The organism is Oceaniovalibus sp. ACAM 378 (genome assembly GCF_008085915.1).
Lineage (GTDB): Bacteria > Pseudomonadota > Alphaproteobacteria > Rhodobacterales > Rhodobacteraceae > Oceaniglobus.
This window is the reverse complement of the sequence record NZ_VSJK01000002.1, coordinates 209600-225828: the sequence shown is the minus strand read 5'-3', so window position 1 is coordinate 225828 and position 16229 is coordinate 209600. Positions and strand designations below refer to the sequence as shown.

Here is a 16229-nt window from a genome sequence, read left to right as displayed (position 1 = left end):
TGATCGGCCCTGAATTGAACGGTTTGCCGCAGGAATCTTACAGTTTATTCTGCGGCGATGCTTGCCGCGCCCGATACATAGTCAAGCATCGCCTCGGCCGCCTCGCGTCCGTCGCGGATCGCCCAGACAACAAGAGATGCGCCGCGCTGGATGTCGCCGCAGGCATAGACACCTTCGATGCTGGTTTCATGAGTCTTGAAATCGGCGATCACGGTGCCCCAGCGGCTGACCTCAAGCCCCTCAACCCCCCAGAGCGTGGGCAGATCCTCGGGTTCGAATCCCAGCGCCTTGATCACCAGATCGGCATTTTCCACATAGTCCGAGCCGTCGATCAGTTCGGGCATCTGACGCCCGGTTGCATCCGGTTCGCCAAGGCGCATGCGCTGGGTCATCACTCCGGTCACCGTCTCCCCGGCGAACCCGTGTGGTGCGCTCAGCCAGACGAATTCAACGCCTTCTTCTTCGGCATTTGCCACTTCGCGCTGGCTGCCGGGCATGTTGGCACGGTCGCGGCGGTACAGACACTTGACTGATTCCGCCCCCTGACGAACCGCCGTGCGCACGCAATCCATCGCCGTGTCGCCACCGCCAATCACCACGACCTTGCGACCCTTGGCATCCAGTTGGCCATTGTCGAATTCTGCCACATCATCGCCGAAACTCTTGCGGTTGCTGGCCGTCAGATAATCAATGGCGCGCACGATCCCGGCAGCGCCCGACCCCGGCCCGCCCAACTCGCGGGTTTTGTACACACCCGTTGCGATCAGCACCGCGTCGTGTTTGCCCCGGATCGCATCAAACGAGATATCGACGCCCACATCGCAGTTCAGCACAAAGTTCACACCGCCCTGTTCCAGCTGCGCGACCCGTTGCATGACGATGTCTTTCTCCAGCTTGAACCCCGGAATACCATAGGTCATCAAGCCGCCGGCACGGTCGTACCTGTCGTATATCGTCACCTGCACCCCGGCCCGGCGCAGCATATCCGCCGCTGCCATTCCGCCCGGCCCGGCACCGATGATCCCCACGGATTCGCCGCGTTCGCCCGGATTGGTGATCGGTTTGACCCAGCCCTGTTCAAAGGCGGTATCGGTGAGGAACTTTTCGACCGATCCAATGGTGACGGTGCCATGTCCCGCCTGTTCAATCACGCAGTTGCCTTCGCACAGGCGATCCTGCGGGCAGATCCGGCCACAGATCTCGGGGAAGGTGTTGGTCGCCTGGCTAAGCTCATAGGCTTCCTGCAACCGCCCTTCGGCAGTCAGGCGCAGCCAGTCGGGAATGTTGTTGTGCAGGGGGCAATGGGTCTGGCAATAGGGGACACCGCATTGGGAACAGCGCCCCGATTGTTCGGCAGCTTTCTCGCGGGCATATTCGCCATATATCTCTCCGAAATCGTGCCGCCGCAGATCGGGCGGACGTTTCGACGGCATGTCACGGCCGACTTCCACGAATTTCAACATGACGTTCTTGGCCATCGTCCGATCCTCGGTTACTCCAGATCTGCGGGTGTAAAGTAGTCGTCATAAAAATAAAAGGCAGACATGCTGACCTAAATTACGTTTTTTTCAACCACACCATCCGCAGGGAGCAAGCTTTCTTGGGAATTGCAGCCGGTTCGGCCTCAATTTTCACGATAAGACATAATATCAACGCGATAGCGCCAACTCGACCACCAGAAAGTGCCGACCATATGACCTTGTTCCATCTGTTTATCATCGCGGTTATTCAGGGATTAACCGAATTTCTGCCAGTTTCATCCTCGGGTCACCTTATTCTTTTGCCGAATCTTACCGGCATGGCCGACCAGGGACAGGCCATTGATGTCGCCGTGCATGTTGGTACACTGGGTGCTGTCATCCTGTACTTCTGGTCAGACGTGCGCATGGGGCTGGGCGGCCTGCCCCGGCTGATCCGCGGCAAAGTGGATACGCCGGGCGCATGGCTGGCGCTCTGTCTGATCATCGCAACCGTGCCGGTCATTCTGGCCGGGCTGGCGCTGAAACTGTCCGGGCTGGACGAGATGCTCCGTTCAACCGCCGTTATCGGCTGGACGATGATCATCTTTGGCATCGTGCTGTACTGGACCGATCAGAAAGGCGCCGAAACCGAACATGCGCAGGACTGGACGCTGCGGCATGCGTTGGTGATGGGGCTGTGGCAGACGATTGCGCTGATTCCCGGCACGTCGCGGTCAGGCATCACTGTTTCGGCGGCGCGAATGCTGGGCTATGCCCGCCCCGATGCCGCGCGGCTGGCCATGCTGATGTCGATTCCGACGATCCTGGCCTCGGGGATTTTGCTGGGGGCCGAAGTTATTGGCGAGGCAGACACCGAGCTGATGACCAACGCGGCCATTGGCGCCGCATTCGCCTTTGTCGCCGCCCTTGTGGCGCTGGCACTGATGATGCGGCTGCTGAAATCGGTCAGTTTTACGCCCTATGTGATCTATCGCATAATCCTGGGCGTGGTGCTGTTGTGGATCGCCTATTCCTGACGGCGGCGCAGGGTGCGGGCGGAGTCCTTGATCGCCGCGTACTGCCCGGTGTGGCGGAACCGCCACAGATATTCAGGCAGAACCATATCGGTGGCCGTCGGGAAAATACCCAGGTCGGCCATCGTTTTTACCCCGTCACCCACAATGTTGTCATGGGCAAGGTTGATGACCTGATCGCGCGTCACCGGCCCGGAAATCAGACCGCCCGAGAACCGGCCCATCATATCGAACGTCGACCCCATCAGCCGCGCCAGTGGAAAGGGCACGTTAACCACCAGACGCCGACGCTGGATCACCTCCAGCATTTCAGCCATCAACTCGCGCAGGGTCAGAACATCGGGTCCACCCAGCTCATAGATGCCCCCGGACGCCGCCCCGGTCACGCCAAGTTCGGCCGCATGGGCCACATCATCGACATAGATCGGCTGAAACCGGGTATCCGCCCCGATCAACGGCAGGATCGGACCGAAACGGGTCATCCCGGCGAACCGGTTGAAAAACTCATCCTCGGGGCCAAAAATGACCGAGGGCCGCAGGATCATCGCATCCGGCATGTGGCTCAGCACTTCCGCCTCACCCGCCGCCTTGGACCGGGCATAGCCGCTGTCGCTGTCCGGATCCGCACCGATGGCCGATACATGCACCATACGCGCCACGCCCGACTTGGCCGCGATCCGGGCAATGCGCCCGGCGCCTTCAGTCAGCACCGCATCAAAAGACTGCTTGCCGCTCTCGGCCAGGATCCCGACGCAATTCACCACCGCATCCGCGCCATGCATAACACGCTGGACCGAATCGTCGTCGCGGATGTTGCAGAACACCGGATCGACCTGTCCGACAACGCCATAAGTGCGGACGAAATTCGCCTCGTTCGGGCGGCGCACGGCGACCCGCACGCGCCATCCCGCATGGGCCATGCGTCGGGCAACATATCGCCCGACGAAACCCGAGCCGCCAAAGATCGTCACAAGGTTCGACATTTCACTGTCCCGCACTGTTCCGGCCTGCATTGTTCCGGCCAATGCAGGTTTAAGGATGCCATCCCCTGCACACAAGGCGGAATCCGTCACGCCGCCCCATGCGCACCACCCCACAGCCCTAAGTTCCCCGAATATTAGCGAGAATGGCGTTGACAGCCCCAAGACCCTGCCGTACATCGCCGATCACGGTGGCCCAGGTGGCGGAATGGTAGACGCGCTAGCTTCAGGTGCTAGTACTGGCAACGGTGTGGAGGTTCGAGTCCTCTCCTGGGCACCAAGACAAAGCTTAAAACCCCTTGAAAACCTTGGTTTTCGGGGGTTTTTGCTTTTCAGGCTGATTTTGCAGCTCTGGACGGGACGGCGTGTCGTCCCGGCCGACTGAAAGTCAACATCGCGGATCACCCGCCACACCGCATGAAGTCTTCGTATATTCTCCGATGCCCAATCTCGGACAATCGTGCCGCCGCAGACCTGTGCCTCGGGGCCGACGGGTCAGCCGCCCAACTTGCCGGGGCAGGCGCCGGAGCTTGCGACTTCGCCGCCGATCACCCGCCTCGCGAGGTTTCCGCCGTTTTTCCGGATTCGATCCGCTGGGTTTCCTTTTACCTGCTTTCGGCCAAGGCAGAGGGTGATTGGATCGCCGGATCAGTCGGGGCGATTCATTCCTGTCCCGCTGCGACCGTGGCACAGGCAGCCAACAAAATGGTTTCGGTCAAAATAGAATTGCGGGATGACATCAGGGGCTCCTCTCCACTTGGTCGAAAAACGCATTCATCGCGGCGCCGACACCAGATTCAGCCGGGTCCGCGTAACTTTCAGGGGCGCCGGCGCGCCGGTGAATCCGAGATTGCGATAGGTCGCGGCGGGGTCTGCTGCCGCTTCGAGGTATATCTGCAGCGCCGGAGCGCCCGGACCTGCGCGGGCGGCAGACGGATCAGCCAGGGCGCTGAGCACCGTGCTTGGGCTGCCCGGTCGGGCAGGTACAGCCAGCACGATGATCTCTTCCTGCCCCGGCAGGCGATCGGCGGCGCGGATCACCATACCGATCTCACGTGTTTCGCCAAACCCGATGCGGTTGCTCAGCCCAGGATCGGGCCAGAGAACGCTGATATGAAAATCCCGATCAATATAAAGCACAGTAACATCCTGCGCCGTCTTGCTGTCGTTCGTCAGAGACAGCCAAAGCCGGTCGCAATCGGTGACGGGCTGAACCGGCGAAAAGGCCTCAACTCCGGCGCTGGGTTCGTCGCATTTGCCGTCGGTCGGCGCGCCCTGCTGACGTTCGATGATCTGCGACAGACCGGAACCGGGCAGGGTGAATCCAACCGGCCCGCCGGTTTCGGCCAGCACCAACGCGCGGCGCAACCGGTGCGCCCGGGTGGCCCGGTCGAAAAATGCCGCCGGTTCCTTGTCCATCCGCGGGCTGCTGCCCGGCCCCAGCGGGTCGAGCACACCGTCAGGCCCGGTCAACGCCAGTTTGCCATCGCTGAGCACGATGACCGCATCGGGTTCGGCGGCGTTCCAGACGACGCCTTCGGGCAGACCCGCCGCCGCGAGCGCCGCCAGTTCCCCCAGGATCGGCGCGTAATCTGCGCCATCCCGCACCACGGGCGATGACAGACGGAAGGGCGATGGCAACCCCGGCTGCACCTGCCGCGCATATCCCTTGCTCGGCATGTCACCCGCCAGCAGGTCAAGTTTGCCGCTGTCTGCCCCGGGCGCGCGCAGCACGGCCTGCGCAACCGGATCGGGCATCATGGCATCTGCAAAGACATCAAAGACGGCGCCATCGGCAAAGCCCGACAACAGCCCGGCCTGAAGCGCCAGTCCCTCGGTCAGCACCCGCCGCGCACCGGCGCGCCCCGTGCCGAAAACCGGCGACTCAAGCGCCGTGCCTTCGCCGTCGGGGGTCTGGACGGCGATCGGATTGCCGGCCTGCATCCCGTCCATGGCACCGGCCAGCGCCTGCGCCCAGGTCAGTTCCGGCACTTCGGTCAGCACATTGGAAAGGGACCGGGTAAAATGACCGAACCAGTTGGCTGGATTGGACTTGTCGCCCAGTGGATATTCAAACGAGCGTTCGTCGGGCTGGGAAGAATACAGAAACGCGAAATCGCCGGTCAATGGCGGGGCGATATGCCCGGTGGCCTCCTCGCTCCCTTGCGGTTGCTCCTCGGGCAGGCCCAGCACCGAAGGCGGGACGAAACGGTCGACCCCGCCGCCCCCCGTCACCGCGCGAAACCCGGTGGCCGCACAGCAGGCATCAAGGATGGCGACCAGTTTGGCGCCCGTATCGAGGATCGCCTGGAAAAACGGTTGGAATTCATCTTCGACGATCGCGTCTTCGACCGCGCCGATTGCGCCGCTCCAGCCCCGGGCATCGGCGGGCAGCAGGATTTCATCGTATCCGACCGCCTTGTCGCCGTTCATGTCGGGGGCCTGCGATCCGTGGCCGGAGAAATAGAAGATCACCGTATCCCCGGGCCCCACGCCATCGGCCAGCGCGCTCAGACCTTCAAGAACCGCCGCCCGCGTCGCCACCCCGGCAGGCATCGCGCCGTCCGGCAAGCGTGCCCCCGGATCGGCCAACACGGTCACCCGGTCGGCGCCCCGCGCCATCAGGGCCCGCGCCATCAGCCCGACATCGTTGACTGGACCGCGCAGATCGACATCAAGATATTGATAGTCGCCAACCCCGATCAACAGTGCGCGGACCTCGCTCCAGCCGGGCGAGGGAAGCGTGAAGGCGCCCAGCGCCACGAGGGGGATCAAACATTTCATGCGGTGCATATTAACTGCCGCTCGCCAATGCGCAACAATCCGCCGACGTGTGACGGAACTTGTCATCGCCCCCGCCCGGTTCAGTTTCGCTGTGGGACGATCCGACGGCCCGAGCTGACGGCGGTCAGGGCGGTTTCGCCGAGGCCCGTGCTGTGCCGGTTTTCGTTCAATCCGGGGGGGCGGGCGTGTTGCCATTTGCCCCGCGCGGATCGACAAAACCCCCTCGTCAGTTTGCAACTGCGATCGCGGGAAACCGTGTCCAACCGGGAAGCCGGCCCGGTCCTCCGGCGGAGGGGACGCGCCTGTGGCGTAGAACGACGGGACGCGCCTGCGGCGCGATAGATGAGTATTTGGACAAAGAAGAAGGCGCAGGAGTGCGCCGGTCAGCCCGGATTTCCGGCGGTGATCGCTTTGCGCAAACGGTTCATGTTTTCGCCATAGACTGCGGGACGCTCGACGGATCCGCCGGAAAAGATCGCGCTGCCTGCGACAAGGATATCCGCCCCGGCCGCGATGGCGCGGGGGGCCGTGGTTGCGTCGATTCCGCCGTCGATTTCGATATGCACGGGACGGTCGCCGATCATCGCCCGCAGGCGGCGGATCTTTTCATATTGCGACTCGATGAATTTCTGGCCGCCAAAGCCGGGGTTCACCGTCATCACATTGATCAGATCGACCATATCGAGCAGGTTTTCCACTGCCTCGGCGGGGGTGCCCGGGTTGATCGCCACGCCAGCACGGCAGCCCGCGCCGCGGATCGCCTGCAATGTGCGGTGGATATGCGGTCCGGATTCGACATGGGCGGAAATCACATCGGCGCCCGCTTTGGAGAAGGCCTCGATATAGGGATCGACGGGGGCAATCATCAGGTGCACGTCCATCACCGTGCGGATATGCGGGCGGATCGCGGCGCATAGCGCCGGGCCGAAGGTGAGGTTGGGCACGAAATGCCCGTCCATCACATCCACATGCACCCAATCGGCGCCCTGTTCCTCGATCGCGCGGATCTCGGCGCCGAAATTGGCGAAATCAGCCGACAGGATCGACGGGGCAAGCTTTGGTGAACGGTCGAAGGTCATGGCATCACCTTTGTTTGGTCGGGCTTGTTTGATCTGGACGCCATTGCGATACAGCCTGTACGGCAAGATGAACAGATCTCGCGGGCGCGGAAATTCGGGTGGGGCCGAAATCCGGGTTGGATTGTCGAACCTTGTCAAACCTCCGGCCCCATGGCACGTTTTGCCCATCCGTTTCCCGCCTGCTTCTCGCCCCCGCATGGAAAGCGCCGATGACCGTCCAGACCGCCACACACCTGCCGCAGATCGCCCTGCCGCGTAATCCCGGCATGGCGCTGGATATGGACCGGGTGCGCGCGGTGCAGGCCAACACCAGCGCGATTGAACGCCGGGCCGCGACCCTGCCCGGGAGGCGCTCGGTCAAGAAGAACCATCAGGCGGCCTGGCTGCTGCGGGCGATCACCTGCATGGATCTGACAACCCTGTCGGGCGACGATACGCCGGCACGGGTGCAGCGGCTGTGCGCCAAGGCGGCCAATCCGGTGCGCGCCGACATTCTGGACGCACTGGGCGTCACCGGAATCACCACTGGGGCGGTCTGCGTCTATCACGACATGGTCGAGACGGCGGTGCAGGCGCTGGAGGGAACGGGCGTGCCCGTGGCTGCCGTGTCCACCGGTTTTCCCGCCGGGCTGTCGCCGTTTCACCTGCGGCTGGCCGAGATCGGCGAGTCGGTAAAGGCCGGGGCGAAAGAGATCGACATCGTGATTTCCCGCCGCCACGTCCTGACCAGCAATTGGCAGGCCCTGTATGACGAGGTACAGGCGTTCCGCGCCGCCTGTGGCCCCGCCCATATCAAGGCGATTCTGGCCACCGGAGAGCTTGGCACGCTGCGCAACGTCGCCCGCGCATCGCTGATCTGCATGATGGCCGGGGCGGATTTCATCAAGACCTCGACCGGCAAGGAAAATGTGAACGCGACCTTGCCGGTGTCGCTGACGATGATCCGGGCGATCCGCGCCTATCACAACGACACGGGTTTCATGGTAGGCTACAAGCCCGCCGGGGGGATATCGAAGGCCAAGGACGCCCTGGTCTATCTGTCGCTGATCAAGGACGAGTTGGGTGATCGCTGGTTGCAGCCCGATCTGTTCCGCTTTGGGGCCTCGTCGCTTTTGGGGGATATCGAGCGGCAGTTGGAGCATCATGTGACGGGCCGGTATTCGGCGGGGTATCGCCATGGGATCGGCTGACGGGGATCTTGGCGGGGCGGGGAATTTGAGTATTTTTGCAAAGAAGAAGCTATGAGCGTTTCGGATATCTTTCAGAGCATGGAATACGGCCCCGCCCCCGAAAGCGAGGCCGAGGCGATGGCATGGCTTGGCAGCGACCGGTCGTTCGGCCTGTTCATCGGCGGGGCATGGACTGCGCCGGGCGACTTGTTCGAGGTTCGCAATCCAGCGCGCGATCAGAGTCTGGCACAGGTGACACAGGCCAGTGCGGGTGATGTGGATGCTGCTGTGGCGGCGGCGCGGCGGGCGCAGGGGTCTTGGGCGAAATCGGGGGCGGCGCGGGCGCGGGTGCTCTATGCGCTGGCCCGGATGGTGCAAAAACAGGCGCGGCTGTTCGCGGTTCTGGAAAGTCTGGATTCCGGCAAACCGGTGCGCGAAAGCCGTGACATCGATGTGCCCTTGGTGGCGCGGCATTTCTATTATCACGCCGGGATGGCGCAACTGGCCGACAGCGAACTGCCCGGCCGGGTGCCCTTTGGGGTCTGCGGCCAGATCGTGCCATGGAATTTTCCGCTGCTGATGCTGGCCTGGAAGGTGGCGCCCGCCCTCGCGATGGGCAACACCGTGGTGCTGAAACCTGCGGAATACACGCCGTTGACCACCCTTTTGTTCGCCGATCTCTGCGCGCAGGCCGGGGTTCCGCCGGGGGTGATCAACATCGTCACCGGCGACGGCGCTGTGGGCGAAATGATCGTCGCACATCCCGATATCGACAAGATCGCCTTTACCGGATCAACCGGAGTGGGCCGCCAGATTCGCGCCGCGACGGCGGGGACCGGCAAGGCGTTGACGCTGGAACTGGGGGGCAAATCGCCTTTCATCGTGTTCGACGATGCCGATATCGACAGTGCGATTGAAGGGTTGGTCGATGCGATCTGGTTCAACGGCGGGCAGGTCTGCTGTGCCGGGTCGCGCCTGTTGGTGCAAGAGAATATCGCAGAGGATTTCCATCACCGCCTGCGCGTGCGGATGGACAAGCTGCGGTTGGGCGATCCTCTGGACAAGTGCATCGACGTGGGTGCGATCGTGCATCCTGTTCAGCGGGACGCCATCGCCCGGCTGGTTGATGCATCGCGCGGCGATATTTACCGCGCCGCCTGCGATCTGCCGGCGGGCTGTTTCTATCCGCCGACGCTGATCACCGGCCTGTCCCCCGCCGATCCGCTGATGCAGGAGGAGATATTCGGCCCGGTCCTTGTCTCGACCACGTTCCGCACCCCGGCCGAGGCTGTCGAATTGGCCAACAACACCCGCTATGGGCTGGCGGCGACCTTATGGACCGAGAATGTGAACCTGGCACTGGACATCGCGCCAAAGCTGGTCAGCGGCGTCGTCTGGATCAACAGCACCAACCTGCTGGATGCTGCGGCCCCGTTTGGCGGTGTGCGCGAATCAGGGTTCGGGCGCGAAGGCGGATGGGAGGGGCTTGCGGCCTATTCCCGCCCCGCGATCACCGGCAAGCCGTTGAAACCCGTGCCGCCTGTGGCCGCGCCGAAGTCGGCAGTGGTGACCGGTCTGGACCGAACGGCGAAGCTGTATATCGGCGGCAAACAGGCGCGACCCGACGGCGGGTATTCCCGCGCCGTTTGGTCCGGCAAGGGCGCGCTGCTGGGCCATGTGAGTCTGGCCAACCGCAAGGATATCCGCAACGCGGTTGAGGCGGCGCAGGCGGCAAAAGGGTGGTCGCGCACCACCGGCCATTTGCGCGCGCAGATCCTGTATTACATCGCCGAGAACCTGTCGGCCCGGGCAGCTGAATTCGCCGCACGGCTCAGCGCGATGAGTGGCGCACGGCAGGCGCAGGCCGAAGGAGAGGTAGAGGCGAGCATCGACCGCCTGTTCCACTGGGCCGCTTGGGCGGACAAACACGACGGCGCCGCGCGAGGCGTTCCGATGCGCGCCGTGGCGCTGGCGATGAATGAACCCGTGGGCGTGATCGGTCAGTTCGCGCCGGATGACGCGCCGCTGCTGGGGCTTGTGTCGGTCATCGCACCCGCTCTGGCCATGGGCAACCGGACCGTCACCGTGGCGTCCGAGCCTTTTCCGCTGGCGGCGACAGATTTCTATCAGGTGCTGGAAACATCAGACGTGCCGCCCGGCGTGGTTAACATCCTGACCGGGTCGCACACCGAACTGGCGCCGCATCTGGCCGGGCACATGGATGTGGGCGCGGTCTGGAGCTTTTCTTCATCCGACCTGTCGCAGACGATCGAAACCGAGGCGGCGCGCGATCTGAAGCGCACATGGGTCAACCACGCCCGGAACCGCGACTGGACCGATCCGTCCACCCGCGAATTCCTCGGGCAGTCCTGCGAAGTGAAAACCGTCTGGATCCCCTTCGGCGAGGGCTGATCACGGGATTTTCAGCGCCGGTTTTGCCAATGTCGTTGCGTCGCTAACCTGAACACTCGACTTGCCAATGATTTTGACATATTGCACTGGTCCAGCCGCGGGACACATCGCGTGCCCGAGCAGGCGTGACAGACCAGACATGAACGAACAGACAAAATCGACCTTCTCGCAGGACTCTGCGCAGCCATCCGAGCGCACCCCTGCACGAAACTGGATTCAGGTGCTCGCGAAATACCGCGACCCGAATCATGCCCGCAGCAGCTTTGAGCTCGCGGTCAGCCTTGTGCCGTTTTTCGCGCTTTGGGCGCTGGCATGGGCCCTTATTGATATAGCTCCCTGGGCTTCGGTCGCTTTGGCGATGCTGAACGGCGGTTTCCTGGTACGCCTGTTCATCATCCAACATGATTGCGGTCATGGCGGATTTTTCCGCAACCGTCACGTGTCTGACTGGATCGGGCGCGCGCTCGGCGTATTGACGCTGACCCCCTATGACGTCTGGCGGCGCACCCATGCGATTCACCATTCCGCCGCGGGCAACCTGGACAAGCGCGGGATCGGCGACGTTCACACTCTGACTGTGGCCGAATACCGGGCGCTGTCGCCCCTGTGGCGGCTGCACTATCGCGTGTATCGTCACCCGGCGATCCTGTTTGGGCTTGGGCCGGGATATCTGTTCCTGTTGCAGAACCGTCTTCCACTGGGCCTGATGAGATTCGGCAAATATTGGGCCAGTGCGATGCTGACCAACCTGCTGATTGTTGCGGGGCTTTGCGCGATTGCCTGGTTTGGCGGCTGGCGGCCTCTGGTCCTGATTTTCCTGCCCACCTCCCTTGTCGCCGCATCGGCCGGTGTCTGGCTGTTTTATGTGCAGCACCAGTTTGAAGAAACCCAGTGGGATTCCGATCCCGACTGGCAACTGCACGACGCGGCGCTGCACGGATCGTCACATTACGATCTGCCGCCGGTTCTGCGCTGGTTCTCTGGCAATATCGGCGTGCATCACGTGCATCACCTTTATGCCCGCATCCCGTTCTATCGCCTGACCGAAGTGTTGCGCGATCATGCCGAACTGGCTACCACCCAACGCCTGACCATCCGTGAAAGCCTGCGATGCGTCCGGTTGCACCTGTGGGATGAAGAGTCACGTCGGTTGCTGTCGTTTCGGTGCGAACGCGCCTTGCGTCAGGCCTGAACCTCGGGTCTCCTTGGTGCCGAGTTCCGCTTTCCGAAAGCGTCTGCACCAAAATGACCAAAGCACCCACGCTGACCACCGATCGCCTGATCCTGCGCGGACATACCGTGGACGACTTTGCCGATACCGCCGCGCTTTGGGCCGATCCGCGGGTGACCGAACATATCACCGGCGAAGTTCAGACCTCGGAAACATCATGGCAGCGCCTGTTGCGCTATGAAGGCCACTGGCGCTTCATGGACTATGGGTATTTCGCGGTGACCGACCGGGCGGGCGCATTTCTGGGCTGTGTCGGTCTGGCCGACTATAAACGTCAGATCGAACCGATGCGGTCGCTTGCACCCGAAGCGGGCTGGGCGTTCCTGCCCAACGCACAGGGTCAGGGATTTGCCGCCGAGGCGGTGAACCGCATGCTGCGCTGGGCGGATACCGTGCTGAAAGCACCGCGTACACATTGTATCCTTGCGCCGGAACATGCAGCATCGCTCAGACTGGCGGACCGGACCGGATTTAGCGCAATGCAGAGCGTTTTCTTCAAGGGTGACAATTTCGTCATCCTGACGCGTGAAAACCCGCTGTTCTAACAGGATTTCACGCGCCCATCGCGGACGGAGTGTCGAACAGCGCCGCTATTTCTTCTTCCAGCTGTCCAGCCACCGACCGAAGCGCCCACGTTTTTCGTCGGCATAGGCATCAACCCGATCCCAGGTTTCACCCGCATCCTGCACCATCGGATCGACCGTGCGCTGGCGAAACTGGCGCCACATGGCGCGGATTGTCAGGATCAACACCAACAGCAGCACCAGCAGAATGATGTTCAGCCAAGGGATCAGCCGCACATCCGGGCCATCCACCGCGCGGACGCCGACAGCGTTGGGAAAGATCGACAGGAATTCGTTGCGCCAGCCATAGTGGCGCACCACCACCCACTGCGGATCGTTGCGGGTCGAGACCAGATCGCTTGTCGTCGCCTGAAGGTTGGATGAATTCAACTTGAAATACGGCGGCCAGCCCCACCCCGTATCCTCGTTCCGGTACACCATGGGTTTGCCATTGTCGCGGATCGTTTCGATGAACCGCACATCGCGGTTTACCGTCGTCGGATTGTTGCCCACATCGGTCTGCGCCCAGAAAATGCTGTTCTCGTTCACATCGACGCGCCGTACTTCGGTGCCGACAACGCGAACGATATCCTGCTGCGGCAAGGTGTAATGCAGGAACCCGCCGACGACCGAAATCAACACGATCACCAAGGCCCATTTCACATAGCGCATTTCGAATCCTTACCAGAAATTAATCACATAGATCAGCGTGCCGACCACGATCACAGGTACTACATAGACACCCAGAATCAATTTGCGACGGACCGAACTGTCATATTCCGCCAGACCGTTCTTTACATATTCCTCGCGGTCGCCGCCGATCTCTTCGGCTTCCCACCGATTTTCAAGTCGCTCACGCCGGACCGACCGGGAATAGATCGAGACAAGAACATAGATGATCGACAGGATCACGAACCCCATCAGCCCCAATCGTGCGATTGCAAACACCATGAGTTAGCTCCTTGCTGAGCCCCAGGGGCCAACGCGGCGGATCTGACCGACGCGCGGCTTTGCCCCGAGGGTTGCGGCGGGCACAACATCCTCCATCCCCGGTTCGTCGCCAAACAGAGCGGCGCGCGTTCCTGCCTTGTCGACCTGATACTCGCGTTCCAGAAAATCCGCCACATATTGCCGCCGCGCGTCCGACCATGTGGCATACAACCGATAGAACAGTTCCTTGTGGCAGATGAACAACTGCCGCACATCCAGTGGCGCCAGTTCGGCCAGCAGCATGTTCACCAGATCGCGGTCGGCGCCGGGTGCGGCGCGGAAGGTATAGAAATACGCCGGATGCTCTGATGTGATGCGTGGCCAGGTGCCGCCGCCCTCGACCCAGCGCAACAGATCGCCAAGCCCAGTGAACGCATCGGGCAGCGCCGCACCCAGCCGCCGGGCCACGGCACGCAGATCGCTGCGCGTGGCATCCGCCATGTCGATTTCCAGCGTCGCGGCGGCATCGATCAGGATAAAGTCCATTTTCTGGCGCAGGATCGCGGCGGCATCCACATTGCGCGCCTTAACGATGGGTTCAACCAGCCCGTTCTCCTCTAGCGCGCGGGCGATGGCATTGGGCTGGTCCAGCCCCAGAGCCGGCACCCTGACGCCATCGTCGCTGGTGAATGCGTCGGGCGAGGCGGTCAGCACAAAGGGCCGTTTGACCTTGTGAAAGACATAGGAACCACCGAAATGCGAGGTCCAGAAATTGCCGTGCTCGAACACCATCTGTTTCAGCGCGACAGGGTGGCGCGTCACGTCGCCGGTGTGTTTCGCCAGACCGATCATTTCAGCAATCAGCACGTCGTCCCACCAGGCATCCTGCCGCGTGCGGAACTCTTGCACCTTGTCGGCCAGCTTGCGGGCATCAGCGACATGAGAGCCGGTGGTGTCCGCCTCGATCGTGATGCGGCGTATGTCGAACAGGCGGGCGGGGCGCGACACGTCGAACACGGAATTGGCCAGTTCACCCGCCACGGCGTCCCGGGCGGTCAGGGCAAAAAGCTCGCTTTCGTTGGCTTCGATGAACTGAACAAGGATCGGGCGACTGGTGGAAAACGACATGTTCAGCAGCGGCGCGTGTTTCTGTTCGCTGGACAGCAAAATGAACTGCCGGTTCACACCATTGGCGTTCAGATACCGGATATCGCCCAACTCATCGCCGATCTCGGGGGAATAGCCCGACAGATCAATATGAAAGGAATCCAGCCCTGTGGTTTTGCCGGTCAGTTGCCTTAACGCGCGGTTATAGCGTTCGACCAAAGCGGGTGAATCCACAGACACCAGCCCGCCGAACATCAGCCCCTTTTCGATCAGCCGTCTCATGCGTTTCCCTTCCGGACCCGATGCACCGCTCTCGCCTGTGATTGCCGAACCTGTATCACGCCGCCCTGCCCCTCTGCCGCCACCACAACGCGACCGCCGCGACGATACACCCCGGCAGGGCCAGTTGCACCCCTGCCGCCAAGAACCAGATCGCACCGCCCAGAGGATCGGCGGTCAGCGCCGCCCCCACCTGCACCCCGTTGGCCACATAGGCACCCACTGCGGCAAGCGCGCCACAGACCGACAGAACGACCAAGATCACGGCGAGACGGGGCCAGAATGACCATCGGCGCAGGGCATTCATGCCCAGGATCAGGCCCAGCACCACCAGCCCTGCAATGCTGATCATCGGGATCATCTCAGGCCCCGGATCCGCTCCCGACCGCGCAATTCGCGCCCCAAGCGACAGTAAATGTGGCGTTCCGCCAGTCCAGAACCCGTCGGCGCCGGAATTTACCATTGTACTGTCTTCCAGCGTTTGGGTTGCGCACTCAGGCTCAGGATCATGACCGGCGCCCAGATCAGCCCCGCCTGAACCCCAAGCCGCAGGAAATACACCAGCGTCGCCCCCGGAGCGGCACCGAGCAGGTCAACCACGCGGGTGTCGGTCCGACCATAGGCCCACAGGAAATAGGCCGCAGACATCCCGGTCAGCACCAGCGCCGAAATCGCACCATTCACGACCAGTCCCGCGATACCTTCGGGCAATACCCGCGCCATGGCAAAGGGGATTGCCGCCGCAGCAAGGATCAAAAGAACCGCAGGGATCAACAGGCCGGTCATGCCCGCCGCCGCCGTACAAGTGTGGCAAACACCCCCAGAAACACCGGCAGCCAGATAAAACCGGCAAATATCGTTATCCCAAGGGTACGGCGCAGATATTCGGTGGTCGTCTCAGGCCAGGATAGAGGGTCGGGGTCGGTCAAGGCAAACAGGACGAAGGCGGCAACGAAACAGATCGCAACTCCCAGGACCGTCGCGCGAAACTGCCCCAGCCGAGTGTCAACGCCGGTTTCGGCCAGCGCCGATACAGCAGTAAGGCTCGCCACCACAGAGGCGGCGATCACCGTGCCGACAAAAATCAGGATTGGACCCATGCGTCGCGCCGCCCCCCGCCCAAGCTCATATGGTCCGAACTCAGCCTGTCCGTCACAGCCGAAGACGTCAGAACGGGATCGATCGGCATGACCGCGCATTC

15 protein-coding genes and 1 tRNA gene are annotated in these 16229 nt (G+C 62.4%); 6 read left to right on the top strand and 10 right to left on the bottom strand.

Features of this window, described 5'->3' with window-relative positions; genetic code table 11:
- Positions 1-44: 44 nt before the first annotated feature.
- Positions 45-1478 (bottom strand): NAD(P)-dependent oxidoreductase, encoded by a 1434-nt coding sequence (locus tag FQ320_RS03080; RefSeq protein WP_148469921.1) that lies wholly within the window; start codon positions 1476-1478, stop codon positions 45-47.
- Positions 1479-1693: 215 nt separating this feature from the next.
- On the opposite strand from FQ320_RS03080, the gene FQ320_RS03075 reads away from it, so the two are divergent.
- On the top strand, positions 1694-2497 hold the full coding sequence (locus tag FQ320_RS03075; protein WP_148469919.1) for an undecaprenyl-diphosphate phosphatase: 804 nt from the start codon (positions 1694-1696) through the stop codon (positions 2495-2497).
- On the opposite strand, the gene FQ320_RS03070 is transcribed toward FQ320_RS03075, so the two are convergent.
- On the bottom strand, positions 2488-3477 hold the full coding sequence (locus FQ320_RS03070; RefSeq protein WP_148469917.1) for a complex I NDUFA9 subunit family protein: 990 nt from the start codon (positions 3475-3477) through the stop codon (positions 2488-2490). The two genes, FQ320_RS03075 and FQ320_RS03070, sit on opposite strands and share 10 nt — an antisense overlap.
- A 191-nt stretch (positions 3478-3668) precedes the next feature.
- Between FQ320_RS03070 and FQ320_RS03065 the strand changes: the two genes are divergently transcribed.
- Positions 3669-3754: transfer RNA gene (locus FQ320_RS03065), tRNA-Leu, on the top strand.
- A 494-nt stretch (positions 3755-4248) separates the two neighbouring features.
- Here the strand turns inward: FQ320_RS03065 and FQ320_RS03060 are convergent.
- The gene (locus FQ320_RS03060; protein ID WP_187393756.1) at positions 4249-6258 is read right to left on the bottom strand and encodes a caspase family protein; all 2010 of its coding nucleotides are present in this window, start codon (positions 6256-6258) and stop codon (positions 4249-4251) included.
- A gap of 383 nt (positions 6259-6641) precedes the next feature.
- Positions 6642-7337, bottom strand: coding sequence for a ribulose-phosphate 3-epimerase (gene rpe / locus FQ320_RS03055; RefSeq protein WP_148469913.1), 696 nt, complete (start codon positions 7335-7337; stop codon positions 6642-6644).
- 209 nt (positions 7338-7546) lie between these two features.
- Here rpe and deoC point away from each other — a divergent pair, with 209 nt between their 5' ends.
- From deoC to FQ320_RS03035, 4 genes are all read left to right on the top strand, one after another.
- Positions 7547-8527, top strand: a complete 981-nt coding sequence (deoC, locus tag FQ320_RS03050; RefSeq protein ID WP_148469911.1) for a deoxyribose-phosphate aldolase — start codon at positions 7547-7549, stop codon at positions 8525-8527.
- 51 nt (positions 8528-8578) lie between these two features.
- Positions 8579-10918, top strand: coding sequence for an aldehyde dehydrogenase family protein (locus FQ320_RS03045; protein WP_148469909.1), 2340 nt, complete (start codon positions 8579-8581; stop codon positions 10916-10918).
- A 139-nt stretch (positions 10919-11057) separates the two neighbouring features.
- Positions 11058-12110: a fatty acid desaturase gene (locus FQ320_RS03040; protein ID WP_148469907.1), complete on the top strand. Its 1053-nt coding sequence runs from the start codon at positions 11058-11060 to the stop codon at positions 12108-12110.
- 53 nt (positions 12111-12163) lie between these two features.
- Complete coding sequence (locus tag FQ320_RS03035) at positions 12164-12694, top strand: GNAT family N-acetyltransferase (protein WP_148469906.1); 531 nt, start codon at positions 12164-12166, stop codon at positions 12692-12694.
- Between the two features lie 45 nt (positions 12695-12739).
- Here the strand turns inward: FQ320_RS03035 and FQ320_RS03030 are convergent, their stop codons facing one another.
- From FQ320_RS03030 to FQ320_RS03005, 6 genes are read right to left on the bottom strand one after another with little or no spacing between them, the layout of a single operon-like run.
- Positions 12740-13384, bottom strand: coding sequence for a DUF1523 family protein (locus FQ320_RS03030; RefSeq protein ID WP_148469904.1), 645 nt, complete (start codon positions 13382-13384; stop codon positions 12740-12742).
- Between the two features lie 9 nt (positions 13385-13393).
- Complete coding sequence (locus FQ320_RS03025; protein ID WP_370513010.1) at positions 13394-13663, bottom strand: hypothetical protein; 270 nt, start codon at positions 13661-13663, stop codon at positions 13394-13396.
- A 3-nt stretch (positions 13664-13666) separates the two neighbouring features.
- Positions 13667-15031, bottom strand: coding sequence for a DUF6638 family protein (locus FQ320_RS03020; protein WP_148469902.1), 1365 nt, complete (start codon positions 15029-15031; stop codon positions 13667-13669).
- Positions 15032-15086: 55 nt separating this feature from the next.
- Entirely contained in the window at positions 15087-15491 is a 405-nt protein-coding gene (locus FQ320_RS03015) for a hypothetical protein (RefSeq protein ID WP_148469900.1), read from the bottom strand.
- Entirely contained in the window at positions 15485-15814 is a 330-nt protein-coding gene (locus FQ320_RS03010) for a hypothetical protein (protein WP_148469898.1), read from the bottom strand. The genes FQ320_RS03015 and FQ320_RS03010 overlap by 7 nt, the downstream gene beginning before the upstream one ends.
- Positions 15811-16227, bottom strand: coding sequence for a hypothetical protein (locus tag FQ320_RS03005; RefSeq protein ID WP_148469896.1), 417 nt, complete (start codon positions 16225-16227; stop codon positions 15811-15813). Before FQ320_RS03005 ends, FQ320_RS03010 begins: the two co-directional genes overlap by 4 nt.
- Between the last annotated feature and the right edge of the window lie 2 nt (positions 16228-16229).